The sequence below is a fragment of the Psychrobacillus sp. NEAU-3TGS genome (genome assembly GCF_029955155.1).
In the GTDB taxonomy this organism is placed as follows: domain Bacteria; phylum Bacillota; class Bacilli; order Bacillales_A; family Planococcaceae; genus Psychrobacillus.
Window position 1 is genome coordinate 285,304 of record NZ_JAPNOZ010000012.1, and the last position, 24,600, is coordinate 309,903.

Consider the following 24,600-nt stretch of genomic DNA (forward strand, 5'->3'; position numbering starts at 1 on the left):
AGGAGTGGAGAAAATGAGTTTATCGAAAGTTCAGTTGGAAAACGGAGAACAGCTCGCATATCGTGAACGTCCGGGTGGGGAAGAGGTGATTGTACTAATCCACGGAAATATGACTTCATCGAAGCATTGGGATGTGCTAATCGACAAATTAGATCCGAAATTTAAAGTATACGCAATCGATTTACGTGGTTTTGGAGAATCAACGTATAATACGCGAGTAAAAGGGATAAAGGATTTTTCGGATGATTTAAAAGAAGTTATCGACGCGTTAGAATTGAAGCATTTTCACTTAATAGGTTGGTCTACTGGCGGAGCGATCTGTATGCAATTCGTCGCAGATAATCCGGGATATTGTGAAAAACTTGTACTGCTAGCGTCCGCATCCACGAGGGGCTATCCATTTTATGCAACAAATTTGGATGGTACACCTAATCTAACAAGTAGATTCCAAACAATCGAAGAAGTGGAGAATGATCCAGCAAAAACGATACCGATGCAAGGCCTGTATGACATGAAAAATAAAGCAGGATTAAGAGCTGTTTGGAATGCTGCAATTTACACACATAACCAACCAAAAGAGGAGAATTACGACGCTTATCTGGATGATATGCTAACGCAACGAAACTTAGCAGATGTCTATCATGCGTTAAATACTTTTAATATTAGTTCAATAGATAATCAAGCGGCAAAAGGGACCAATCAAGCTAAGGATATTACAATTCCTGTCCTTATATTACGAGGGGATCGTGATTTAGTGGTGACAGAGGAAATGACACAAGAAATTGTCGCTGACTTAGGGGAGAATGCCACCTATATCCCACTTACTAATTGTGGCCACTCTCCATTGATAGACGATTTGGAGCAGTTAACCAACCGAATCGAAAATTTCATTTCAAAGGAGAAGGAGCAATGAGATTAAAAAACAAGGTTGCCATTATTACCGGAGGAGCGAATGGTATAGGTTCGGCAGCAGCTCTTCGCTTTGCAGAAGAAGGTGCAAAAGTGGTGTTAGCGGACTTTGATGCAAATACGGGAGCAGAAAAAGAGAATGCACTAAAAGAACAAGGCTATGATGTGAAGTTTATTCAAGTAGATGTAACGAATCGGGAAAGTGTGGATTCGCTTGTTTCGCAAACAATTGAACATTTTGGAGAGATTCATATATTAGTCAATAATGCAGGGATTACAAAAGATGCTATGTTGACTAAAATGGCGGTAGAAGATTTTTCTCGTGTTTTAGACGTGAACTTAACAGGGGTCTTTCATTGCACACAAGCAGTAGTACCTCATTTAATCGAACAAGGCTACGGGAAGATCATTAACACTTCGTCCGTAAGCGGTGTATACGGAAATGTTGGGCAAACCAATTACGCTGCCTCCAAAGCGGCAGTCATCGGTATGACTAAAACATGGGCGAAAGAGCTAGGACGGAAAGGGATAAATGTAAATGCTGTCTCCCCCGGGTTTACTGCAACTGCAATGGTAGCGAAAATGCCTGAAAAAATTATTGAACAGATGAAGGCTGGAGTTGCCTTGCAACGACTTGGTGAGCCACAAGATATTGCGAATGCCTATCTGTTTTTAGCTTCGGATGAAGCGAGTTATGTACATGGAACAGTTTTACAAGTAGATGGCGGTATTATGATGTAACGAAAGGAGCGGTGCAAGGTGTATACAGAGCAAGCTTGGATATATAAACGTACAGCATTGTCTCCAACCAAAATAGCGCTTATTGATAGTGGTACAGATGAACAATGGAGCTATCGAATGCTAACCGAGCATATATCCAAATGGGTTCACTATTTTCAACAAAAGAATTATCAAAAAGGCGATCGAGTCGTCGTTATTTCCCAAAACCGAATAGAGTTATTTGCGATTATTTTCGCATGTGGTGTAACGGGTCTACTCTATGTGCCGCTCAATTTTCGTTTAAGTAAAGTAGAACTAACGTATATTTTAGAGGATTGTCAACCAGTGCTCATTATTCATGATGAAGCCCATCAAGTGTTGTGTGAGTCATTTTTACAGGTGGAGCGTTTATTAGTGACAACTAAACTAGAAAGTGCGAACTTTTTCTATCCTCCTCAGACTAACTGGAGCCCTTCGGATTGTTGGATTATTATTTATACAGGAGGGACGACAGGGAAGCCAAAAGGAGTAGAGCTGTCTTTTGATGCAGTCAATTGGAATGCGATTAATACCATTACCAGCTGGGGACTAAGCGATGTCGATTGTACGCTGAATTATATGCCCATGTTTCATACAGGAGGGTTAAATGCTCTAGGCATACCGATTTTAATGTGCGGTGGAACGGTGGTTGTGGGAAGTCGCTTTGATGCAGAGGAAGCACTTAGAGCGTTAAATACTTATAAAACGACGCTGTCTTTATTTGTTCCGACTATGTATCAAGCAATGCTCGACACGACCTATATTAAAACAGCGACTTTCCCAACAGTAAAAGTATTTTTATCCGGTGGTGCACCTTGTCCTCATACGATCTATAAACAATTTGAAGACAAGGGCATTCTTTTTAAAGAAGGATATGGACTTACGGAAGCAGGACCAAACAACTTTTTTATAGATCCGCGGGATGCCCGTATAAAAAGAGGGTCCGTCGGAAAATGCATGCTTTTCAATGAAGTGAAAATTTTGAATGAAAATGGAGAGCTATGTCGTCCAAACGAAGTGGGAGAGCTTTATATTTTAGGTAAGCATGTATTTACGAAGTATTGGAATAACGAAGAAGAAACGAATCGAGCTTTTGTAGATGGTTGGTTAAAAACAGGTGATTTAGCAAAGGTCGACGAAGACGGATATTATTATATAGTCGGTAGAAAAAAAGAAATGATTATCTCGGGTGGGGAAAATGTGTATCCGCAGGAGGTGGAGCAGTGCCTCGTTTTACATCCAAATGTCCGAGAAGCAGCAGTAGTCGGTGTCGCAGATGAAAAATGGGGAGAATGTGTGACTGCATTTGTGACTTGTACTGCGACAGATGAATCGTTTGAAACGGAATTGTTGCAAAGTTGCAAGCAGGTACTTGGCAGTTATAAAGTACCGAAAAAATATATGTTTTAGATGAGCTACCTCGTACGGATGTTGGCAAAATTGATAAAAAACGATTACAAGAATTAGCTGTAAAGATTTGATTTACAGCTTTTTGTTTTGTCTTTTTGTATAATAGGCTTTGAGGTGACAGGAATATGTTTATAAGTGAGAAAGAAATTGAAGTACGCTACGCAGAAACAGATCAAATGGGAGTAGTTTATCATGCAAACTATGTAATATGGCTAGAAATTGGTCGAACACAGCTCATTAAAGACTTAGGATTCTCTTATGCTGGACTCGAAAAAGATGGTTATCTATCTCCCGTTACAAACGTGAATATAAACTATAGATCTTCTGTAAGGTACGGGGAGACAGTAGTTGTAAGAACATGGATTGAAAGTCATGGTAAGCTTCGGACTACATACGGGTATGAAATTATTCACGAAGACGGGACGGTTGCTTCTTCTGCTACATCGGAACATGTTGTGGTGAATAAGGACAATTTTCGACCAGTTTCCTTAAAAAAAGTTCATCCAGAATGGGATGCAAAATATACGGAAATTGCTAAGGTGATGGATTAATGGCATTTGGTATTTCGAGAGATGAGTTGCTGCGTTGGAAAGCGGCAGTTGAAATAGAACAGATTGCCTTTCTCACTCATTACTGGCTAGACGATCGTTTCCCAGGATGTAAAACGGTAACTAAAGTCGGTTGTAGTAATTTAGAAAAGTTAATCGACTGGGGCAAAAAATACGGATTAAAAGAAGAGTGGATTGATCACAAGGAAGCCTATCCTCATTTCGATTTATTTGGAAAACATGAATATGAAATCATGCAAAAAGAAGGGCTGTTAGATCAACTGATGAAGTTTCAATAAAAAAAAGCGTGATATCGAATCACGCTTTTTTATACGTATAGGCTAACTCATCTAACTTGTGATCTACATCTACATGCAAATCATGTCCATCGAAATACCATTCATCTACTTCTTCTATGAAAAATAATACTTCTCCAAGTTTCACTGTAACAACAGGTTCAAACGGTGTATCCTTGGTCATTCCAAGCGAAAAACCTTGCTGTATCGGACTAGATCCGCCGTAGCGTGCATAAAAACGGATAGTATCTCCAGAGCCTACTTCCATTTCCTTTTGAAACCAGGTCCATGCATCTTGCGAGATAAAGATTTTCATACAAATCACCAAGCCTTCCTTATATCCACTTAACCTTAGGTTCCGTTCCTTTTTTAATACGTTCGATGTTCGCGCGGTGACGATAAAAAATAAATACGGCTATTAAAACAAGCATCGCAATTAAGGGCCAATCCTTTTCCACTGTAAAGTAATAAACAATCGAATAAATAAGTGCAATCACTGCTAATATCATGGAGGTTAACGAAACCATCTTCGTTATCTTTAAGATAATAAAAAATCCTACAACTAACAGTACGAAAAGTGGCCAGTTGTAAGCAAGTAAAATACCACCAGACGTCGCAACCGCTTTTCCACCTTTAAAGTTAGCAAAAATGGGAAACATATGCCCAATTACAGCAATAATCCCAAGAATAAGCGGATGTACAGAAGTAGATTCAAATATAGCCAAATAGCCTAAAAGTGTTGCTGCTGTCCCTTTTAAAATATCCATAATCGTAACAATTAGTCCTGCTTTTTTACCAAGCGTACGAAACGTATTCGTTCCACCTAAATTACCACTGCCATGCTCACGAATATCTGTATTATAAAATAATTTCCCTATCCATAAGCCGGAAGGGATAGACCCAATTATATAGGCAAGTAAAAGTAAAATGATGATCGTCATAGCATACTCCTTTAGTTATGAAACTAATATTATATTGAACTACTTCAGTTTACCACGCACGCTTCATTTTGTTCAATGTAAAGAAAAAGAACTTCCACAAAAATATGATTACTTTGCTACTCCAACAATATTTAACGAACAAAATGTTAAAATAGAGGTATACTTAGAACAGGACAACATCCAAGAAGATTGATAACATGGATGTTACATGTAATTCTCGTATAGAGGATGAACCAATCTTTAAAGAAGGAATATTGCACTAGGATAGAGAATCCTACACAAAGGCAGATTGCAATCTAATGGATAATTACCTACAATTAAACTCTGGCCTCTTAGTTGCCTGGTTAGTTTGCAAAGGCTGCTTTTGCCTTGCAATTTTCTTTTGGAAGTATTGACATAATGATTATCTGTTTGTACGCTTAATAGAGAATGAAGAACAGATGTTTTGTTTTTTGGAGGGAACGTATTTGAGTAAAGAAGAAAGATTAACGAGCTATAGTGATGACGATATTCAGGTTTTGGAAGGTTTAGAAGCCGTTCGTAAAAGACCTGGTATGTATATAGGCTCAACTGATGCACGAGGTTTGCATCATTTAGTTTATGAAATAGTAGATAACTCGGTCGACGAAAGCTTAGCTGGGTTCGGTGATCATATTAAAGTAACGATACACACGGATCAAAGTATTACGGTGCGAGATTATGGTCGGGGAATGCCGACCGGAATGCATAAAACGGGAATTCCAACTGCCGAAGTTATTTTCACTGTATTACATGCCGGTGGGAAATTCGGACAAGGTGGATATAAAACGAGTGGTGGCCTTCATGGTGTTGGAGCTTCTGTTGTAAACGCGCTTTCATCCTATGTGGAAGTTATTATTCACAGAGATGGCAAAAAATTTGTGCAGCGCTTCGAAAACGGAGGGAAAATTGTCCAATCGTTAAAAGAGGTAGGAACGACGAAAGAAACCGGAACATCCGTGCACTTCTTACCAGATAACACAATCTTCTCTACGGTGAAATATAATTACGAAACATTATGCGAAAGACTGAGAGAATCAGCTTTTCTACTGAAAGGACTTAAAATCGAGCTAGAAGATGAACGTACGGGCGCTCATGATATTTTTTACTATGAAACGGGAATCCAAGCTTTCGTTTCTTATTTGAATGAAGAAAAAGACGTGCTTCACCCAGTGTTCTATATGGAAGGCGCGCAAGATGAAATTGAAGTAGAGTTTGCATTTCAATTTAATGACGGCTATTCAGAAACAATACTATCTTTTGTTAATAATGTACGTACAAGAGATGGTGGAACACACGAAACGGGAGCAAAGGCCGCTTTGACACGAGTTTTTAACGAATATGCGCGGAAAACAAGTTTGTTAAAAGAAAAAGATAAGAACTTAGACGGTTCCGATATTAGAGAAGGAATCTCTGCCATTGTTTCTGTACGAATTCCAGAAAACATTTTGCAATTTGAAGGCCAAACAAAAGGCAAGCTCGGAACGGGTGAAGCAAGGAGTGCAGTAGACGGGGTTATTTCCGAAAAACTGCAATATATTCTAGAAGAAAATGCAGAGTTAACTGCTTCTTTGATAAGAAAAGCAATTCGAGCACAACAAGCAAGAGAAGCTGCTCGTAAAGCGCGAGAGGATGCACGAAACGGGAAAAAGCGTAAACGTTCCGATACGCTTCTCTCAGGTAAGTTAACGCCCGCTCAGTCGCGAAATGCAGCTAAAAATGAATTATACCTAGTCGAAGGAGATTCAGCTGGAGGCTCTGCAAAGCAAGGTCGAGATCGTACATTCCAAGCAATTTTGCCTTTACGAGGCAAAGTTATTAATACGGAAAAAGCAAAACTTGCGGATATTATGAAAAATGAAGAGATTTCAACTATTATCCATGCAATTGGCGGTGGTGTAGGAGCAGATTTTCAAATTGCGGATATTGCATATGATAAAATCGTCATTATGACCGATGCCGATACAGATGGTGCCCATATTCAAGTTCTTTTATTGACCTTTTTCTATCGCTATATGAAACCATTGATCGAGCATGGAAAAATTTATATTGCACTACCACCACTCTATAAAGTTTTTAAAGGAATAGGCAAAAAAGAAGTGTTCGAATATGCATGGACAGAAAAAGAACTGGATGCAGCTACGAAAAAGGTTGGTAAAGGTTTCATGCTTCAGCGTTATAAAGGGCTTGGAGAGATGAATGCAGACCAACTATGGGATACAACGATGAATCCAGAAACTCGCACGCTGATACGCGTAACTATCGAAGACGGCGCAAGAGCGGAAAGACATGTAACGACATTAATGGGCGATAAAGTAGAGCCTCGTCGTAAATGGATCGAATCAAACGTTAACTTCAGCTTAGAAGATGATTCCAATATTTTAGAAAATGAAAGAATACACACGGAGGATGAAGTAGTATGACACAAACCGAACGTTATCAAGATTTACCACTAGAAGAAGTAATCGGCGACCGGTTTGGACGTTATAGTAAATACATCATTCAAGACCGTGCACTTCCAGACGCAAGAGACGGGTTAAAACCCGTACAGCGTCGTATATTATATGCTATGTTGCATGAAGGCAATACGAATGACAAGCCTTTCCGTAAATCTGCTAAAACAGTCGGAAATGTAATCGGGAACTATCATCCACATGGAGATAGTTCTGTTTATGAAGCAATGGTACGTATGAGCCAAGACTGGAAACTCCGCCATATGCTTATAGAGATGCAAGGAAACAATGGTTCTGTGGACGGTGACCCACCAGCGGCTATGCGTTATACGGAAGCGCGACTTTCTGCTATTTCACAAGAGTTATTAAATGATATCAATAAAAATACGGTAGAATTTATACCAAACTTTGATGATTCGGATACAGAACCAGTCGTGTTACCTGCTGGCTTTCCAAATTTGCTCGTTAACGGTTCTACTGGGATTTCTGCCGGTTATGCTACAGATATACCTCCACATGCATTACACGAGGCGCTAGACGCGGTATTAATGCGTATAGAAAACCCAGCAGCAACTATAGAAGAGCTTATGACGGTGATCAAAGGTCCTGATTTCCCAACTGGAGGAATTATTCAAGGTGTAGATGGCATCAAAAAAGCATATGAAACAGGTAAAGGGAAAATTGTTGTACGTTCTAGAACAGAAATAGAAACGATCAAAGGCGGCAAAGAACAGATTGTTATTACGGAGATTCCGTTTGAAGTGAATAAGGCAAATTTGGTCAAAAAAATTGATGAACAGCGTCATGACAAGCGCTTAGATGGCATTGCAGACGTCCGTGATGAATCGGACCGTAGTGGTTTACGAATCGTTATAGAGATGAAAAAAGAAGTAGACGCATATGGTATTTTACAGTTTTTATTCAAAAATACAGACTTACAAGTAACCTATAACTTCAACATGATTGCGATCCACAATCGTAGACCAACGATGATGACATTGCCTTTATTATTAGATTCATACATCGATCACCAAAAAGAAGTAGTTACTCGCCGTACCGCATTTGATCTACATAAAGCGAAAGATCGTCTACATATAGTAGCCGGTCTCATGAAAGCTTTATCTATTTTAGATGAAGTCATCCGAACAATCCGTGCTTCTAAAGATAAACGAGATGCCAAAAATAATTTAATAGCCGCTTTTGAATTCTCTGAGCCTCAAGCAGAGGCAATTGTTTCCTTACAACTATATCGATTAACAAATACGGATATTACGGAGCTACAAAAAGAAGAAGAATCATTAAATGCACTAGTAAAAGAATTAGAAAGTATTCTTGCAAAAGAATCAGTTCTAATGAAAGTAATTAAAAAAGAATTGTTAGTAGTAAGGAAGAAGTTTGCTGAGCCACGTAAATCGACAATCGAAGAGGAAATAGAAGAGATCAAAGTAACACTTGACGTGCTTATTCCAAGTGAAGAAGTAATCGTAACAGTAACTAAAGATGGTTATATTAAGCGTACAAGTGTGAGATCATTTACCGCATCTAACGGACAGGATTTTGCTATTAAAGAATCAGATTATTTGCTATATCAAGATTCGATCAATACACAGCATCATTTACTTCTCTTTACGTCAAAAGGGAATTATATCTATCAGCCAATACATGAGTTACCTGATATACGCTGGAAAGACTTAGGTCAGCATATTTCTAGCATTGTTCCGTTAGATACAAATGAAACAATCATTAATGCAATTGGCATTGATTCATTTGAACAAGATTTATGTGTATTAACTGCCACGAAAGATGGACAAATTAAGCGATCCTTATTATCGGATTATGTTGTACAACGATATGCTCGACCGATTAAAACGATTAATCTAAAGGCAAATGATGAGATGATCCTAGCACAGCTGGTCGCTCCTTCTGATGACGTGCTATTAACGACGCACTTAAGTTATTCTGTAAGATTCTCTTTAGATGAAGTACCTATTACCGGAGTGAAAACAGGCGGAGTGAAAGGTATAAGCTTAAAAGAAGACGACTATGTGGTGAGTGTAAATGTCATACCTTTAGATAGCCAGGATGATATAACATTAGTTACACATCGCGGGGCAGTAAAGAAAATGGCATTGAAAGAAATCGAATCAGGCGCACGAGCTAAACGAGGCATCGTCACCCTTCGAGAGCTAAAATCAAATCCACACAAAGTATTTGCAGTGTTGTTAACAAATAAAAAAGAGGAACTCATTTTAGAAACAGAAAAAGGAATTCAAGAAATTGTTAAACTGAACACCCTACGTCCAGTAGATCGCTATTCCAATGGATCGCTCGTCGTTGACACAGGCAAAGACGGTCAACTTGTTCGAGTATGGAAGCAAGCGATTGAAGAAAAAGATTAAGTCAACATAACCTAGAATCTAAACAAAAAGCATTTCCATTAGGTAGTATACCTATTGTGAAATGCTTTTTTATTTTGCTTAGTCTATAGGAGAGTTCTAATCTAGGTCAAAGAATACAAAAATTGAGTAACTCTAATCATATTTTTGTAATCTTCTGAAAAATGGAGGGAGTTTTTATAACTCTAGTTTAAAATATTTTATAAACTTACCTAGAGATATAGTTAAAACCCCCGTTCACCCTGTTTTTCCATGAATAGAATAGCAGAGAAAGGAGGTGATAATATGTGTTGTAATAATTCTCAGTGTAACTGTGGATGTAACTTCGGTCGTTGCACTAACCTTGGACCTTTTGTAGCTGTTGACGCGGATTGCATTATTCCACCTGCGAGTTCTCGCGCTTCGGTTATACCGTTCGCTTCAGGTATTACTACACCAGTTTTATTAGCTACTACCATTGGTGGATTAGTTAGTACTGTAAGTACTATTGGATTTGGTTCTGCCCTTACAGGTATTACCCTAGTTGGAGGTTTAATAGACGTAACTGGTCTAGCTGCAACCGAAGCCTTTACTGCTCCACGTGCAGGTAACGTAACTGCTATTTCTGCAAACTTCAATACACTTGTAGCCGGAACAGTTCTTACTGGAACTGCTACAATCCGCGCTCAAGTCTACCGTGCACCAGCTGGATCTAACATCTTCAGTCCTACAGCTGCAACCGTAGTATTAGCTCCATCTTTAACAGCTCCTATAGCAGCAGGCGTATTAAGCACTGGATCAGCGGCGAATTTCTCTGTTCCGGTAGCACCAGGTGACCGTCTACTTATGGTGTTTTCAGTAACTGCGACTGGATTAACAGCTGCAGATGTCGTTGCTGGTTTCGCAAGTGCAGGTATAACTATTGACTAATTAAGCAGATGTAGTCAGAACATCTTTTTTATCTCAAGCCCCTTTCATTTAAACAATGAAAGGGGCTTTATTAATGCTAATTAAAAGCAGGGGGAAGGTTCTCACACAATTAATCTCTGAGTAAGTTTATAAATGAGTCTATTCAATAAATTATAAATTAGTTTTATTAATCTCAAAAGATTTAGTTATAATCCCCGTCCCTACTTCAATTCTATGAATAGAATAGCAGAGAAAGGAGGTGATAATATGTGTAATTGTGGATGTAATTCTCTTAGCCCCCGAATTGTAACTACCAATAGACCAGCTTATGGATATGTCTTTAACTTTCCTACCCAAACAGTAGCTTCTGGTGGTAATGTAAACTTTAGCGGTAACGGACCATTAGTTAGCATCAGCCATACTCCAGGTACAGCAGCTATTTTGATTCCAAGAGCAGGAGACTATTTAGTAGAATATACAATCGCTGTCGATGGGCCTCAGATGTCGGCGTATGCATTAATTCTTAATGGTGTAGAAGTTCCTAACTCTGCTACTCGTTATGGTGCTACAAGTCCAGCAGGTACCAATCAGACATTGACTGGTTCAGCAATAATAAGTGTTCCAGCTAACTCAACACTACTATTAAGAAATGTAGGTAATACTGCCGATACTCTAATAGGGACTGATGATGGACAAGGCGTGCTCAATGCATCTTTATCCATTCATAGACTTGGAGCTTAGAGTGTTCTGTAAGCCATAGGTTTTATTTATGATTTAACAAGAAAAAGTGCGATGTCCTAATAGTCATAGGATGCCGCGCTTTTTTGTTTAAGGCAATTTTATTAATAGAATTCTACAAAAATGCGCATTTCATTCTTTCTTCATAACTATATGGTATAAGTATATAGGAGTAGTAAATATATAAATTTGGAGGAAGAAAATGAAAAAAATTATTTTAATGACAATCGCTTGTTTATTTTTATTCAGTACACAGGCTTTTGCACACACAGGTTTAGAGAGTTCGGATCCAGCTCAAGGGACTACGGTAACTCAAAGTTTGGATGAAATCACCTTAACTTATATGACGAAAATTGAGGAAACAAGCTCATTCGAATTAGTGAATGCTTCGAATGAATCCATGGATATTACAAACTTAGCCGTAAACGATAATGTAATGACAGGTAATGTAGAAGGAAATTTAGAAAATGGTCCCTATAAAATTGTTTGGAAAATCGTTGGAATCGATGGTCATCCAATTGAAGGGGAAGTAGACTTCGTATTAAATGCCCCAATTACAGAAGATACTGTTGACGAAACAGCAACAGAGACAGTGGAAGAAACGAAAGTTACAGAACCAGAAGTAGCGGAAGAAGAGCCAGCTGCAGAAGAAACTGCTTCAGCTGACGCGGAACAAGATAAGGGTAGCAATACTGGACTTATTATTGGGATTGTAGTTGTATTAGCTGCAGCAATCTTTTTTATGACACGGAGAAAAAGTAAATGATTTTTCTTCTAACAACAATTAGCGAAGCACTTGTTTATACGTGCTTCGCCTTGTTAATGGGGAGTTATATATTTTCGTTATTTCCAGCTGATTTAAAACCTAAAATAATCATCTCCAAGAAAATTAAGCTTATTGCAGTTGCGGGTATCATTATTTTTTCATTTGCACCACTGATAAGTCTGGTTACTTTTTTATATGAAGATTATGGTCTGTGGCAAACGCTAAAAACTATAATTTTCACTTTTGAGGTAGGGAAGTCATGGTTATTTTTAGCAATCATTTTGATTATTTTAGGCATGTATATATGCTTGTTTGATAAGAAAACAGCCGCTATTTATCCTATTATTGGAATTATATTGATTTTTGTCTTAATTGCAGTCCTTGGAATGGCTGGCCATGCAAGCTCGATTTCTCCAGTGAAAGGTTTTATCACCCATTTCATGCACTATGCATCCGTCGTTGTTTGGGTGGGCATTTTACTAATCGTCAGTTGGTTTTCGCTTAATACGGAAAATTGGGTTAACTTTTTGAAGTGGTTTCATATCATGGCTTTGTATTGTTTTGCCATTGTAATCATTACAGGACTATCTCTTATGAATCTATCGATGGAATGGAGCTCTTATACAGATTCTTGGATGCTCTCTTACGGTCAAAGCTTGCTTATCAAGCATTTGCTCATTATACCATTAGTCGGGTATGCATTCGTAAATGGAATTGTGATGAAGAGAAAGTTGCAAAAAGAAGAGAGTTTTGATCCTAGACCATGGACAAAAGTTGAATTCTTTGTCATTTTACTTATTTTCGTAGCTACTGGAGCAATGAGTCAGCAATCCCCACCTAGTAATTTAGCGGATATATTGAGTTCTGAAGGGATTTCTCCTTTGTTTGGATTATTCTACGATGGAGCTATTCAACCTAGTTTAAACGTCCAATTAATGCCTAAATTAGACGGTATATTGCTAGCAGTTGTATCTCTTTGTTTCTTTACGGTAAGTATCCTATCTTTTTTCAAAAAAATGCCGCCATTATTTTCTTTTACCATGAGCATTTTAGTTGTCATTTCTGCATACTTAGCGTTACTTTTAAGCGTGCAGGTTGTATAAACAAATATAAAAAGCATTTCCATCGGGATATTGACCTTGTTGGAAATGCTTTTTATATTTGTTTTCATGATGCTGTAGTTTTTCCTTTTTTGTTTTCGTCAATCGAACATGGGTACTGAAGTCGATCTCGTTGCGTAATTTTGTAACATCTTTACCTGTATTACGTAGTAAATGTGTTCTTTTTCGTTTGGCAGCTGATTTTGCCATATAAATCACTCCTCATCAAATTGATTGTTTCAAGTCATAGAGTATATTATTTTAGAGCAATAAACAAGCATTATCATATTGAAAATTAGACCCTTAATCTTATTGCCTACCAGGTGCTCGGAGAGGGAGGGAGATTCACTGTAGAAAATCTTAATTATTAAAGCAATCGAAGAGAAGATCTCAATTGTTTAGCTCTAGACTAAGGAATTCTACATAAAAAACGCCTCTGTCAAAGGCGTTCTTTATATAACTTATTTGTTACCTTTTTTTGGTGAGGTCGTTTTATCGACAAATTCATTGACCTGTGTCGTTAGTTCTTCTACTAGTTCTTTAAGCATCTGTTTTTGGTCCGAGGATAGTTTTCCTTTTGCATCATCGAGATTTATGCCATTTTTACGGAGGGTATCACTTACTAATAAATCAATGACCTTGTTAGGAATAGCATTTGTTTTTTTAGGTAGTTCGCTCATACTCATCACTCCTTTTTATTATCATTTTTAATATATGCAGTTATCATGAAAGAGGAGAAGAGGAATACTATTTCAAACACACAAAAGTTATACTGAAATAAAAATAAAGCAACACAAAATAAGCCCGACACGACAGAGGGAGTTTATTTTGTGTTGCAAAATATATTAGAGAATGTCTAACTTAGCTACTAATGTAACAAGAATTTGAAGCATTGCTTGGATGTTCACTGCCACATCGGTGTCAGTTGTTGTAACTGATATATTTCTTGATCCCTCAACTATCGTTTTTTGAACGTTTTGTTGTTTTGTTTTTACAAATTGCTTCATATCTTGAGTTACCGCTCTGCCTTGAGCTGTATCTCCAATTGTAAGGCTAATAACTGCCGCAATTGCTGCTTGAATACCTAGTTGCAAAGACAATGCTGCTTGAGTATCCGTTGTTTGAATATCAACACCTTCTGAATCCCTTACGATGATCCATTCCTTAGATTGCTGTTTAGTGGTCACAATTTGTTCTCCATTTTGTTGAACATCTGCATCATTGTTTTTTCCTTTGTCATCGCAATGATCTAATGCTCTCCATTTGCTTTTACTCATTATTTCACCTCTTTTCGTTTTTTCTTTTTTCATTAAAGAACATCTAATTTAATTATTAATGCAACCAAAACTTCTAGAAGTACCTGAATATTGACTGATAAATCTGTATCAGTAGTTACGATATTAACGTCTTTAGAGTTATCAATATAGATTACTTGTTTATTAGTTTGTTCGTCATTAAATTGTTGGAAGATGTCTTGCGCAACAGCATGGCTACGGTCACTATCGCCGATTGCAATACTTACAACTAAAGCAATAGCAAGTTGTAAGCCTACTTGAAGAGAAACCGCTGCTTGTGTATCTGTGGTCTGAACGCTGATGTTGCAGGAATTTCTAATCCATATTAATTCATCTGATTCTTGATGAACCGAAGAGAGCTGATCGATGTCTTGTAGAACAGTTGCATCATTAGAGAAATCATCATTCCAATGCTTAGTTTGGTGTTCCATCCCCATTGGATAATAATTTTCAGATTGTTCGCAGTATTTCCGCTGACTCATTGTATAATCTCCTTTCCTATTTATTGGCAGGGTTGAAAAAGGGATTAATTTAAACCTTGCTTCTGTAACATATGAACAAGTTAAATATTGATATAGTTCATTTAACTATCAAAAAACTGAAAGATAACATTTACTTCTTTTTTGGGAATATTGCAATCTGGATAAATAGCAAATATGTGTAGTTTAGGTATTGTTCAATTGGGGTTTTTTTATAGTGATGCGTATGATATAAAGAACTTCAATAAATAATATGACCTTAAAGGCTATTCATATAGATTGCTTATTGGGGAGCTTAAAAAGAGAAGTACAGGGCTTTCGTACATACATTTAATAATTGCTTATTCCTAACCATAATCATTTAGGAATCTTGGAAATTGTGTAGTGAATTTGCTGAAAAACAAAGAAAAAGCGAAAAAATGCTTTGGGTGGGGAAGACATGCTGTACTTGAAGCATTGAGAAGTTAAATCACAACTTATTCCAATTAAAGGAATTAGGTCAAGTGAATGTTTAAATAAGGTAACTAAGCAAATAGCGATTACTGATTGCAGAGAGATTGAATTAGCAAATGACATTTTAGAAAGGATGTAATTTTGAGAAAAATTAAAGGAATAATGATAGAATAAAAAAACTCATATAAGTTCGAAGGGTTCAACAATATAAATATGCAAAGTAAGATAGATAAAAGACTGGATTAAAACAAAATAAAATAAGACATTCTAAGAATTGATAGAAAATGCGTTTTCTTAACGTTTGGGTTTTAAACATATAAATTAGCTTTTTTAATAAATTCTTTCAAATATCTCACTGTTTCAAGTATACTTCTTTATTGAAACGCAGCTTTGTATAATATATATTATGTAAACTAAAAATAAAAAATAATAAAAGGTTACATTTTCGAAGTCTCTTCTATCATTTGTTTAAATTAAAATGTTGTATGCTGTTTTCAATTATCTCATTCATAGTTACTCTTTTACTTTTGCCAAATCGTTTAGCTTGCTCCACAAGCTCTTTATCATAAGATGAACTGAATTCTACACGATCTTTTGGCTTTTCACTTCTGCTAAAAGTGGTTTTGCTTTCACTAAAAACAACAACTCTAATCCAGACCCAATTAAGTAGTTTACACATGTGTTATTATTTGCAACTTGTATTTTTAATTTAAAATTAATTGTTTAATTATTACCTTATATACAATGCGTGAAGTATTTGGCGCGAGGATTAATTTTCCGTTATTTATTTTCTCCATCTTACTTGATCATTTGAATCTTCAACAAGATATGGTTTTTGCGCTTGTTAAGACATAAAAACTCTTTTGCATATATGAAAGTTTCTGGGTCTGCATGTTTATATACGATTTCAGATAGCTTTGCAACATCATTCTTCAATTATACCCAATTCAATTTGCGAACCAACGTTCCGTAAATCAAAATAAACTGAGAACAAAAATATTCTCAGTTGTTTATTCTTATTAATTCAAATTGTTTCATCATCTACAAAAGTATTACTCAAGTTTTCTTCGATGCAAGCACTTCGAAAGTTTTTAATGTCTTATTAAATTGCGAATGGGTTACCTCTCCCTCACTCTTCCTCCCGATCCGCTTCAATTGTTGCGTTTAATGCCAACCTATTCGTTTGGGAAGCATTATTACGTATGATCTTAGTAGTTTCGCCTATTCTGTCTGTTATTCAGTGATTAAACCGCCTGTATTTTTTCTTTAGCATTTATTATGACTAATTCTACTAGTTCTTCAGGCATTGCTTATAATTGAGAAATGATTTTTACTGTGTTATTTTCACCTTCTGTAATAGTGGTTGCAATCTCATGGACAGCTGGACTTTATCTTCATTTGTTATAGAAATATAGGTAGCTTTAGGCGAACTTGCATAGCCCTCAATTCAATGTTGAAGTGTATTTTGAATAGATAGTCCATGCCAGTGCTTTCTAGTGAGATGAAGTTCGAATCATCATTTGTTTTAATCAAACAGTTCTTACAGTCACTAGTCGATATACTGAATAGAGATCCTTTTACAAAGAGTGTTACACTGTTCCTCTTCCCTTACAAACAGGGCATTTTACTTCCATCGGTATGGGAAGGAATATTTTGATCGTACCCGTCCCTTTACATTTTTGACATACCATTTGTACTTCCTCCCACCGTATCATTTGCTTTGGTCATTTCATCATCTCGAATGGTTCCTTTTTTCTTATGTCGAATTCTTATAGAGTCAATGAGGTGTTCTATTTCCTCTTCATCCAACATATCGATTTTTGCTAACCGTCGAGTAATATATGGTACAAAATCGTCCTCATTCTCTTCTATGGCTTTATTGTCCCTCTCCACTGTGCGCTCAAGGTTTGAAAAATACATAGCCATACTCCCTGTGATAGAGCCGATTAATCCAATGCCAACTAGCATTAGAATTCCTGCTATTATTCTACCTCCCATAGTAACGGGGGAAATATCTCCGTATCCTACAGTAGAGACTGTTACAACTGCCCACCAAATAGAATCTAAAAAGCTGTTAATATTCTGGTTATGCCCCTTCTCTAATATAAAATTGCTTGTAGCGCCCCATGTTAAAACGATGAGAGTGAAAGCAAATACATAGTTTAAGCCACCAGATTTGAAAATACCTTGTAACGTTTTAGAAACCTTCATTATTCGAAACAAACGAACTAGACGCATTAATCGTGCCACTTTGAAAAAAGCATCTAAAGGGATGATAGCTATTAGGTCAAATATATTTTCTTTAACAAACTTCCCTTTATCGGAGGCGATTGTTAATCTGATTATGTATTCTATAAAAAAATAGAAGATGAGGCTATAATCTATCCATTTGATTTGTTTAGCTTCTAGGATTTCACTGCCAGTATATCCTGCGATAGTTATTGTTAAATATAATAAGATTAATAGAAAGATAAAAAACTCGTAAATAATACTAAATCCCTTTATCTTCATCCGATCACTCTCCAAGTTTGTAAAGCACCTTGGGGCACTTTATCTATCATTACCCCATTTTAAATTGAAATATCACTATAAAAGATATATTTATTCTAGAATTAGTTTACCCAGCAGATTGCTTTTGTATTCCTAAAGCCTCTTTTCATTATTTCTATCTAAGCAACAAGAGCTAATGACAAAAGATATCAATTCCCAGTTATTGCGACAGCTTGTTGTATCTCCAACTGCTTAATAACTAGGAGATCCGCATCTCTATTCCAAGTCGTATGAAAAAACCGATTTTTCCTATAGAAAGGAAAGATCGGTTAGTAGTTTCTCATTATGTTCTATCCCAAAAACGTTGCTGAGCGATTGCAGAGACAAATTCATTACTAAAGTTTGGATTATTAATCGAAGAAACAACACCAACCAGGTTATTCTTATCAGAGGCTTTAATGTAAGTCTGTCCTGTGGAGGCAACACCAATTGGTTTAAAGTTTTTATATGCGGTATTCACGAAATACTTAATATCTTGTTTTAGCTTTGGTTTATTTTCCACATTACCTCCAACCACATAAACGGAGTCAACTAAATAGGGACTAGATGTAAGGAAAGTCTTATTGACTTGGATTTGTGTTCCGTCATCACCGGTTACTATGCCAAGCCTTTCACTAACAATCTCCATAAAAACTCCATTTTGCTGTAAGAAATTTAGTACAGATGTTACTTCTTGCCCATTAAAGCCATTGCTAATTAAGGCATAGCAATAGTAGTTAGATCATAATTTCCTTCTTCTGTATAGAATTTAACGCCTTTACAACGTAAGTCTCTTGCTGTATCCTTCGATCCTTTGCTCCCTTGTACAGTGGAAAACCGAACAAATACTGAAGTCTTTTTCCCAGCTTCCTGTAAAAAACCGGCTTTGGTATATTGCTTCATAGATTGATAACATTCAAACTCCCCGTGAGCTCCGTACCCTCTTGCATGCACTTTTCTTTCAGGTATCGGCTCATGAACAAAATGGGTCATCTTTTCAAAGAAATCATAATCCTGCCGTAATGTTGGACCGCAGACACCAACTTTTAATTGGTCCTCTTCGTTTGATATTATTCTCGATTGATTTGTTGTTAATGGCTTTCCTGTATTTTGTACACGAAATTGTTCTAATTGTTCATTTTTGCTATTTTCATCCACATTTCTGTTGCCTTCCTGTGATGTATTATCATTCACATAATCACCTACCAAATCGGTTTTTTACTCCACCATTAACTCTATGCATACTTACTAACATTATTCATTTCGTGTCTTTCACTCTTATGAAAAAATAATTTGTTCAAATGATAGAAAAAAGAAATCCCCTGTCTAAAAAAAAGACAGAGGATTTCACAATTAGATCAGTAAGTTATTCTCAATGGTTTTCAACGGAAGCAGTGTCTACAAGAGTACCTTTAACCTTTGTTTTTCTAATCATATAAACTACAATCAGCAAAATAAACCATACAGGAGTTACAAATAACGCAACTCGTGTATCTGCTGCAAGCGCTAAAATGACAAGAACAAAAGCTAAGAAAGCAAGGATTAAGTAATTTGCAAATGGATAAAGTGGCATCTTGAACTTATTTACTTTAGCTAGTTCAGGTCTTGTTTTACGATATTTTAAATGACAAATTACTGTAATTCCCCAAATAAAGATAAAACATACGGTAGAAATACTAGTGATTAGAGTAAACACTCCTTCTGGCATTACATAGTTCAATACAACAGCAATTAGAATAACGATTGTGGAAAAGAACAATGCATTGGAAGGCACTTGACGTGTAGTCAATTTTGTTAACGGTACGGGTGCGTTTTTATCTTTAGCCAATGAAAATAGCATGCGGCTTGTACTAAATATAGCACTGTTACATGCAGAAGCGGCAGATGTTAACACAACAAAATTAACAATACCAGCAGCTGCAGCAATACCAACCGCTACAAAAACTTGAACGAATGGACTTTCCATTGGATTAATTGCATTCCATGGATAAATACTCATAATGACAATCAGTGCACCGATGTAGAATATCAAAATACGAATCGGGATATTATTGATTGCTTTTGGAATTACTTTTTCAGGATTTTCTGTCTCTCCTGCTGTAAGTCCAACAAGTTCTATTCCGACAAACGCAAACACAACCATTTGGAAGGAGAGGATAAATCCATTTATACCATTTGGGAACATGCCCCCATTGCCCCAAATATTTGAGAAGCTGGATGCCCCTGCATCGGTTGAAAACCCTTTAATAATCATGAAAATACCGATGACAATTAATGCTAAAATAGCAATTACTTTTATCAATGCGAACCAGAATTCCATTTCCCCAAAGAGCTTTACAGTTGCTAGATTCATAACTAGCAAAATAACAAGTGCGATTAATCCGGGCATCCATTGAGGTACGTCAGGAAGCCAGTATTGCGTGTAAAGTCCAACTGCCGTTAAGTCTGCCATCGCAATAGAGATCCAGCAGAACCAATACGTCCATCCTGTGATGAATGCTGCCATGTTACCCATATAATCTTGTACAAAATCTACAAAAGAATGATAGTTTAAATTCGATAGAAGTAGTTCTCCCAGTGCACGCATGATTAAAAAACAAATAATCCCTGTTATCAAATACGCAAATAATATGGAAGGCCCTGCTAAGTGAATAGATTTACCTGCTCCTAAAAACAAGCCAGTCCCAATTGCACCTCCAATAGCAATCAACTGAACATGTCTGTTTTTTAAACCTCTTGCTAGCTGTTGTTCTTGCATATAGTCGCCCTCTTTCTCTAGTTCAAACGATTTCCATTATTAAAATGATTAAAAATTTTAATATAAATAACAGTCTAGCATAATACTAGTCTATTCGACAATATACGATTTTTCATAATTCCGAAAAAGGTAAATATTCTACATGATGATTATTATTTTAAGTTTTAAAAAACCATTTAAACTCACTTATAAAAGATGTGGAAAAGGCAATACTTTAAATATGATTTTGAAGTGGAGGAAAAATATAATGAATACAACAAATCAAAAAATATCGATTTTTGCGCTCGGTGGCGTAAATGAAATCGGTAAAAATATGTATGTGTTACAATCCGAGGATGACATTATCGTCATTGATTGCGGTTCTAAATTTCCAGATGAAAGTCTGTTAGGTATTGATTTAATCATCCAAGATATTTCGTACTTAAAAGAAAATCAAGAAAAAATTAGGGCACTTATTGTAACACATGGACATGAAGATCACACGGGAGGTATCCCCTACTTCTTAAAGCAACTAAACGTCCCAATATATGCTACTAATTTAACGTTAGGGCTAATTGAAATTAAATTAAAGGAGCATGGCCTCTTAAGATCAACAAAGTTGTTTCTAATAGATAGTGAGTCGGAGCTACAGTTTGGCACGATTAGGACAACCTTTTTTAAAACTAGTCACAGTATTCCGGACTGTCTTGGAATAGCTTTTCATACTTCACAGGGGACAATCGTGCATACAGGAGATTTTAAGTTTGATTGGACCCCGGTTGATAAACACGGTCCTGACATTCACAAAATGGCGGCGCTAGGCGAAAATGGTGTTTTACTGCTCCTATCCGAAAGTACGAATGCAGAAAGACCAGGTTCTACTCCTTCGGAACAGCTCGTAGGAGATCATATAGAAGAAGCATTTCGCCATGCACCTAGGAAAGTCTTCATCTCTACATTCGCTTCCAATGTGCACCGGATTCAACAGATTGTAGATGCAGCAATTAAGACAAACCGCAAAATTGCTTTACTTGGACGTAGTATGGTCAATGTAGTAGCAGTTGCGATTGATCGGGGATACTTGGAAGTTCCTGAGGGTATGATTATAGAAGCAAATGAAGTCAACTCGATGGATCCAGAAAAAGTGGTTATTCTATGTACAGGGAGCCAGGGTGAGCCGATGGCGGCATTATCCCGTTTATCGAGCTCAAACTTTAGGCAGGCAGAGGTTCTTCCGGAAGACACTGTCATTCTAGCAGCAGGACCCATTCCGGGGAATGAACGGAGTATTTCTCGGATAGTAGATAATTTATTTCAACTAGGAGCTAGAGTAATTTATGGTTCCGGTAGTGTTACTGGTTTGCATGTTTCAGGACACGCGTGCCAGGAAGAGTTAAAGCTAATGCTTACGTTGATGAAACCAAAATACTTTGTCCCTATTCACGGAGAATATCGAATGCTTCATCAGCACAAATTACTAGCGGAATCTGTTGGAGTCCATTCTGAAAACATTTTCATTGTTAGTAATGGTGACGTCGTAGATATTGAGAACAATGAGGCCATTCAAACAAGAAGTGTTGACGCTGGAAATGTTTTTGTAGATGGAATAGGTATTGGAGATGTTGGTGAAATCATCTTACGCGATCGCAAAGTACTTTCAGAAGACGGGATGCTAGTCATTGTTACGACGATAAGTAAATCAGCCGGAAAAATTATTTCTGGTCCTGATACCATTTCCAGAGGTTTTATATATGGACCAGAATCTGGTGAGCTTATTAACGAAGTGAATGAAACCGTGCAAGCAACTATTTATAAAATGAAAGACAAAAATAAAAATCAACGTGTACTGAAACAAAGCATCAAAAAATCAGTGGAGCAGCTCCTCTATTCTCGTACAAAGCGGAAGCCGATGATCCTTCCGATTATCATCGAAGTGTGATATTTCATGGAAGAAGATACAAAAGATTTACTACAGAGAGGTTATAAGAAATATACCGGTCATGAAGTAGATGTCTATTTTCATACCGGTAAATGTACACATGCTGCCAATTGTCTAAAATATTTACCCGCTACCTTTAACATGAATAGAAAACCTTGGATACTACCTGATGCTGCACTTAGAGAAGATGTAAAAAGAGTAATCGCAACCTGTCCAAGTGAAGCATTGATATATATAGAAAAAAATGACTCATTCTTCGTTTAAGTACAAAATAGCTAAAGCTCCAGTACCCTAGTCAACCTAGATTCGGGGAATCATAAAATGGAAATATGACAATAGCGGCAAACTGGCGATTATTTGCTACTGCGGAAGCCCTATTTTGAAGTATCTCCCTTCACTATTCTTCTATAGTTTCCTAACCGATAAAAACGCTACTGCATTTTTTTGCAGTAGCGTTTTTATAATTATAATGTAATCGCACCAGTCAATACGGCTGCAATCGTCATGACAACGCAAGTACCAAAAGCCCATTTAAATAAGAATTTTTGATGTTCACCAAAGTTAACTCCAACTAACCCGATTAGGATAAAGGTAGCTGGCACTAATGGAGACAGCGGGAATCCAGCAGTTGAATGTCCTAATAATGCAGCTCGTCCTATTTCTACTGGATCAATTCCAAAACCAGCAGCTGTTTCACTCAGGATGGGAAGAATACCGAAGTAGTAAGCGTCCGGAGAAAATACAAGGCCCATTGGAATACTAGTTAATGCTACAATAACAGGCATATGACTTCCAAGCGACTCAGGAATTACTGAAACGAGCGTCTCCGCCATCGCATCCATCATTCCCGTTCCACTAAAAATGCCTGTGAAAATTCCTGCTGCAAAAACCATCGTACTAATCATGACAAAGTTATTTGCATGGCGTAAAATTTGATCTTGTTGTTTTTGTGCATCTGGGAAGTTAACTACTAAAGCAATGGCAAATGCTGTGGCAAATAAAATAGCAATCGGCAATATATCCATTACAAGTAAAACCATTAATACGATAGTTAAGAAAAGATTAAACCAATAAATTTTAGAAATACCTTTTTGCTCAACAGTAGTTGCTGCTAGTTCTGCCACAGATGTGGATGGCTCTTCCAACACAATTACTCCTAGTCTTGCTCTTTCCTTCTTCCCTAACAAATAGGCAGAAAATAACGTCCACAATAAACCAGCTATCATCACGGGAATTAACGGGATAAATAAATCTGCTACTTCCACTTGAAGGCTCGCTGCTGCTCGAACGAGCGGTCCACCCCAAGGAATAATATTCATCACCCCTGCAGCCAAAGCTACTACGCAGGCTAGCACTAAACGACTCATCCCAAGTCGTATGTATAAAGGAAGCATGGCAGTAACAGATACCATAAACGTAGAAGAACCATCTCCATCTAAACCTACCAATATAGTAATAACAGCAGTAGCTAAAACAACCTTCAATGGATCCCCTTTTACAAGCGTTAAAATTCGATTAATCATTGGATCAAACAAACCAACGTCAATCATTAAACCAAAATAAAGGATGGCAAAAACAATCATTACCGCAGTGGGAGTAACTTTGAGGATACCTGCCATCATCATCTCTCCCATATCAGCACCAAATCCTGCAATGAGCGCAAATACAATCGCTACCCCAATAAAAGCTACTACAACTGAGAGTCGCTTAGTAATCACTAAAAATAGAAAAGTTACAATCATCAAAAAACCCAACAAAGCCAACATAAACAATAATTCCCCTCTAATACGCACGTTGAAGCACGAATTTTCTATGTATATGCAATATATTTTATAAAGTATACACTATTAAGTCAAGTTTAATTTTTTAGAAAATTGTAAACAATATGTGGATGCATCTTATATTTTTATTTAGCTACAGGAGAAATTACATAAATAAGTATAGAT

General features: G+C 37.0%; 25 protein-coding genes. 14 read left to right on the plus strand and 11 right to left on the minus strand.

The window, feature by feature from the left end; genetic code table 11:
* Nucleotides 1-13 precede the first annotated feature (13 nt).
* The 5 genes from phaZ (at nt 14) to OR571_RS17760 (ending at nt 3,925) form a co-directional block, all read left to right on the plus strand.
* Nucleotides 14-913: an intracellular short-chain-length polyhydroxyalkanoate depolymerase gene (gene phaZ / locus OR571_RS17740; protein ID WP_282244708.1), complete on the plus strand. Its 900-nt coding sequence runs from the start codon at nt 14-16 to the stop codon at nt 911-913.
* Nucleotides 910-1,650: a 3-oxoacyl-ACP reductase FabG gene (gene fabG, locus OR571_RS17745; protein ID WP_282244710.1), complete on the plus strand. Its 741-nt coding sequence runs from the start codon at nt 910-912 to the stop codon at nt 1,648-1,650. Before phaZ ends, fabG begins: the two co-directional genes overlap by 4 nt.
* Nucleotides 1,651-1,668: 18 nt before the next feature.
* On the plus strand, nt 1,669-3,078 hold the full coding sequence (locus OR571_RS17750) for an AMP-binding protein (protein WP_348775058.1): 1,410 nt from the start codon (nt 1,669-1,671) through the stop codon (nt 3,076-3,078).
* 125 nt (nt 3,079-3,203) lie between these two features.
* The gene (locus OR571_RS17755) at nt 3,204-3,629 is read left to right on the plus strand and encodes an acyl-CoA thioesterase (RefSeq protein WP_282244712.1); all 426 of its coding nucleotides are present in this window, start codon (nt 3,204-3,206) and stop codon (nt 3,627-3,629) included.
* On the plus strand, nt 3,629-3,925 hold the full coding sequence (locus OR571_RS17760) for a hypothetical protein (protein ID WP_282244714.1): 297 nt from the start codon (nt 3,629-3,631) through the stop codon (nt 3,923-3,925). Before OR571_RS17755 ends, OR571_RS17760 begins: the two co-directional genes overlap by 1 nt.
* Before the next feature lie 19 nt (nt 3,926-3,944).
* Here OR571_RS17760 and OR571_RS17765 read toward each other — a convergent pair whose 3' ends face one another.
* Nucleotides 3,945-4,238, minus strand: a complete 294-nt coding sequence (locus OR571_RS17765) for a HesB/YadR/YfhF family protein (protein WP_282244716.1) — start codon at nt 4,236-4,238, stop codon at nt 3,945-3,947.
* Between the two features lie 19 nt (nt 4,239-4,257).
* The gene (plsY, locus tag OR571_RS17770; protein ID WP_282244717.1) at nt 4,258-4,863 is read right to left on the minus strand and encodes a glycerol-3-phosphate 1-O-acyltransferase PlsY; all 606 of its coding nucleotides are present in this window, start codon (nt 4,861-4,863) and stop codon (nt 4,258-4,260) included.
* On the opposite strand from plsY, the gene OR571_RS17775 reads away from it, so the two are divergent.
* The 7 genes from OR571_RS17775 (at nt 4,850) to OR571_RS17805 (ending at nt 13,225) form a co-directional block, all read left to right on the plus strand.
* Nucleotides 4,850-5,056, plus strand: a complete 207-nt coding sequence (locus tag OR571_RS17775; protein WP_282244721.1) for a hypothetical protein — start codon at nt 4,850-4,852, stop codon at nt 5,054-5,056. The genes plsY and OR571_RS17775 overlap by 14 nt on opposite strands.
* Before the next feature lie 274 nt (nt 5,057-5,330).
* Nucleotides 5,331-7,304 (plus strand): DNA topoisomerase IV subunit B, encoded by a 1,974-nt coding sequence (gene parE / locus OR571_RS17780; RefSeq protein ID WP_282244723.1) that lies wholly within the window; start codon nt 5,331-5,333, stop codon nt 7,302-7,304.
* Nucleotides 7,301-9,733 (plus strand): DNA topoisomerase IV subunit A, encoded by a 2,433-nt coding sequence (parC, locus tag OR571_RS17785; protein ID WP_282244725.1) that lies wholly within the window; start codon nt 7,301-7,303, stop codon nt 9,731-9,733. Before parE ends, parC begins: the two co-directional genes overlap by 4 nt.
* Before the next feature lie 282 nt (nt 9,734-10,015).
* Nucleotides 10,016-10,639 (plus strand): exosporium glycoprotein BclB-related protein, encoded by a 624-nt coding sequence (locus OR571_RS17790; protein ID WP_282244727.1) that lies wholly within the window; start codon nt 10,016-10,018, stop codon nt 10,637-10,639.
* A gap of 246 nt (nt 10,640-10,885) precedes the next feature.
* Nucleotides 10,886-11,359, plus strand: a complete 474-nt coding sequence (locus OR571_RS17795; RefSeq protein WP_282244729.1) for a BclA C-terminal domain-containing protein — start codon at nt 10,886-10,888, stop codon at nt 11,357-11,359.
* Nucleotides 11,360-11,558: 199 nt separating this feature from the next.
* Nucleotides 11,559-12,122: a copper resistance CopC family protein gene (locus tag OR571_RS17800; protein WP_282244731.1), complete on the plus strand. Its 564-nt coding sequence runs from the start codon at nt 11,559-11,561 to the stop codon at nt 12,120-12,122.
* Nucleotides 12,119-13,225, plus strand: a complete 1,107-nt coding sequence (locus OR571_RS17805; protein ID WP_282244733.1) for a copper resistance D family protein — start codon at nt 12,119-12,121, stop codon at nt 13,223-13,225. The genes OR571_RS17800 and OR571_RS17805 overlap by 4 nt, the downstream gene beginning before the upstream one ends.
* Here OR571_RS17805 and OR571_RS17810 read toward each other — a convergent pair.
* The 8 genes from OR571_RS17810 to OR571_RS17840 all read right to left on the minus strand — a co-directional run bounded on the left by OR571_RS17810 (nt 13,205) and on the right by OR571_RS17840 (nt 20,736).
* Nucleotides 13,205-13,432 carry a hypothetical protein gene (locus OR571_RS17810; protein ID WP_282244735.1) on the minus strand — a complete coding sequence of 76 codons (228 nt, stop codon included), beginning with the start codon at nt 13,430-13,432 and terminating at the stop codon, nt 13,205-13,207. The two genes, OR571_RS17805 and OR571_RS17810, sit on opposite strands and share 21 nt — an antisense overlap.
* Nucleotides 13,433-13,683: 251 nt before the next feature.
* Nucleotides 13,684-13,902, minus strand: coding sequence for a spore coat protein (locus OR571_RS17815; RefSeq protein ID WP_282244737.1), 219 nt, complete (start codon nt 13,900-13,902; stop codon nt 13,684-13,686).
* Nucleotides 13,903-14,067: 165 nt separating this feature from the next.
* Complete coding sequence (locus OR571_RS17820; protein ID WP_142536962.1) at nt 14,068-14,499, minus strand: spore coat protein; 432 nt, start codon at nt 14,497-14,499, stop codon at nt 14,068-14,070.
* 32 nt (nt 14,500-14,531) lie between these two features.
* On the minus strand, nt 14,532-14,999 hold the full coding sequence (locus OR571_RS17825; RefSeq protein ID WP_142536963.1) for a spore coat protein: 468 nt from the start codon (nt 14,997-14,999) through the stop codon (nt 14,532-14,534).
* Between the two features lie 2,121 nt (nt 15,000-17,120).
* Nucleotides 17,121-17,960 carry an ion transporter gene (locus OR571_RS17830; protein WP_282244740.1) on the minus strand — a complete coding sequence of 280 codons (840 nt, stop codon included), beginning with the start codon at nt 17,958-17,960 and terminating at the stop codon, nt 17,121-17,123.
* Nucleotides 17,961-18,282: 322 nt separating this feature from the next.
* Nucleotides 18,283-18,696 carry a DJ-1/PfpI family protein gene (locus OR571_RS22810; protein WP_348775084.1) on the minus strand — a complete coding sequence of 138 codons (414 nt, stop codon included), beginning with the start codon at nt 18,694-18,696 and terminating at the stop codon, nt 18,283-18,285.
* Nucleotides 18,696-19,172 carry a catalase gene (locus OR571_RS22815; protein ID WP_348775059.1) on the minus strand — a complete coding sequence of 159 codons (477 nt, stop codon included), beginning with the start codon at nt 19,170-19,172 and terminating at the stop codon, nt 18,696-18,698. The genes OR571_RS22810 and OR571_RS22815 overlap by 1 nt, the downstream gene beginning before the upstream one ends.
* Nucleotides 19,173-19,350: 178 nt before the next feature.
* Nucleotides 19,351-20,736: an amino acid permease gene (locus OR571_RS17840; RefSeq protein ID WP_282244742.1), complete on the minus strand. Its 1,386-nt coding sequence runs from the start codon at nt 20,734-20,736 to the stop codon at nt 19,351-19,353.
* Between the two features lie 247 nt (nt 20,737-20,983).
* Between OR571_RS17840 and OR571_RS17845 the strand changes: the two genes are divergently transcribed.
* Complete coding sequence (locus OR571_RS17845; protein ID WP_282244743.1) at nt 20,984-22,654, plus strand: ribonuclease J; 1,671 nt, start codon at nt 20,984-20,986, stop codon at nt 22,652-22,654.
* 6 nt (nt 22,655-22,660) lie between these two features.
* The gene (locus tag OR571_RS17850; protein ID WP_282244744.1) at nt 22,661-22,918 is read left to right on the plus strand and encodes a (4Fe-4S)-binding protein; all 258 of its coding nucleotides are present in this window, start codon (nt 22,661-22,663) and stop codon (nt 22,916-22,918) included.
* A gap of 200 nt (nt 22,919-23,118) precedes the next feature.
* Here OR571_RS17850 and OR571_RS17855 read toward each other — a convergent pair whose 3' ends face one another.
* A complete protein-coding gene (locus OR571_RS17855; RefSeq protein ID WP_282244745.1) occupies nt 23,119-24,420 on the minus strand; it encodes a CitMHS family transporter in 1,302 nt (433 codons plus the stop codon).
* Nucleotides 24,421-24,600: the final 180 nt, after the last annotated feature.